The sequence below is a fragment of the Nocardia sp. NPDC058666 genome (assembly GCF_042714895.1).
In the GTDB taxonomy this organism is placed as follows: Bacteria; Actinomycetota; Actinomycetes; order Mycobacteriales; family Mycobacteriaceae; genus Nocardia.
In genome coordinates this window covers 1-1,560 of record NZ_JBHXRY010000068.1, presented here as the reverse complement: position 1 = coordinate 1,560, position 1,560 = coordinate 1, and the positions used below count along the sequence as shown (strand labels likewise).

Here is a 1,560-nt window from a genome sequence, read left to right as displayed (position 1 = left end):
CCCTATCTGTCAGACTCGGATGAGACACGGCGACCGTGTAGTTTCCCGTAGACATGGGCGAGATCGGACGTTGTGAGCGTGACACTGAGTACCGCTGACCTGACCACCAACGATGATGGTGGCGTGGCAGGCAAGAAGAAGGGCCCCCGAGCCGACCGACCCAAACGACGCACATTCAGCGCCGAATACAAGCTGGCGATCGTGGCCGAGTACGAACAGGCGACTGCGCCCGGCGCTAAAGGCGCGTTACTGCGCCGCGAAGGCCTCTACCACTCCCACATCCTGGACTGGACCCGCGCTCGAGATGCAGGGTTGTCAAAGACGTTGTCGCCCAAGCGACCTGGACCCAAACCGGCGAAGTCAGAGTCAGAGCGGCGCGCCGAGAAACTCGAGGCCGATAACCAACGATTGGTCGCTGAGCTGGCCAAAGCTAAACAGGCCAACGAGGTCCTGGGAAAACTTGCCGAGTTCTTGGAGCTGCTGTCCAACAACTCGGGCAACGACACCAAGCAGACCCCCTGATCAATACCGCTATCGCTGACCTGTCGCCGCTGGTCGGTGTCGTGGCCGCATGCCGGCTGACCGGCAAATCCCGTGCCACCCACCACCGCCAACAACACCCGAAACCGCCACCGGCCCGCCCTGACCGGGCGGTAGCGTCGCATCCGGGCGCGTTAACCGAACACGAACGCCACCAAGTCCTGGCGGTGTTGCGTGAGGACCGGTTCGTCGATAAATCCCCCGCACACGTGTGGGCGGTCCTGCTCGATGAAGGCCGCTACCTGTGCTCGGTGTCCACGATGTATCGGCTGCTACGCGCCACCGGAGGGGTCCGTGAACGCCGACGTCAGGCCACCCATCCACCTCGGGCACGCCCAGAACTCGTCGCGACCGGACCCAACCAGGTGTTCAGTTGGGACATCACCAAGCTGAAAGGACCACACAAAGGCGTCTATTACGACCTGATGGTGATGTTAGATATCTTCTCCCGCAAGGTCATTCACCACAAACTCGTGCCCGAGTCCGGGCTCGCGGCACAGGCGTTCATGCGGGAAGCGTTCGCCGCGAACAACGGCGTGGTCCCCACGCACGTGCATTCAGACAACGGACCCTCGATGACCAGCAAGAACGTGGCCCAGCTGTTGGTCGATCTGGGTATCACCCGTAGTTTGTCGCGTCCGCATGTCAGCAACGACAACCCGTTCTCCGAGGCCGGGTTCAAAACGTTGAAGTATTGTCCCGCGTTCCCGGACCGGTTCGCTTCCCCCGCAGACGCGAAGTGGTTCTGCGACAAGTTCTTTCATTACTACAACACCGAGCACCGTCATAGCGGGATCGGGTTACATACCCCGGCGTCGGTCCACGACGGCACCGCTGTGCAAGTCCGCTGTCGCCGCGGCGAGGTCCTCACTGCGGCCTACGCGGCTAACCCTGCCCGGTTTCGGACTATGCCGATACCGCCGGTGCTGCCCGAAACGGCCTGGATCAACCCACCTCCGAAGGAGAACACCGACACAGAACAGGCAGCCTGACCTGTCTCATCAGGATTGACAGATTCCG

The 1,560-nt window shown here is 61.8% G+C and carries 2 protein-coding genes; both read left to right on the top strand.

Annotation, left to right across the window (positions count from 1 at the left end; genetic code table 11):
• The first annotated feature begins 78 nt into the window (after window positions 1-78).
• Window positions 79-522, top strand: coding sequence for a transposase (locus tag ACFWVD_RS28495; RefSeq protein WP_379247973.1), 444 nt, complete (start codon window positions 79-81; stop codon window positions 520-522).
• A gap of 41 nt (window positions 523-563) precedes the next feature.
• Window positions 564-1,532: a transposase gene (locus ACFWVD_RS28490; protein ID WP_379247971.1), complete on the top strand. Its 969-nt coding sequence runs from the start codon at window positions 564-566 to the stop codon at window positions 1,530-1,532.
• Window positions 1,533-1,560 lie beyond the last annotated feature (28 nt).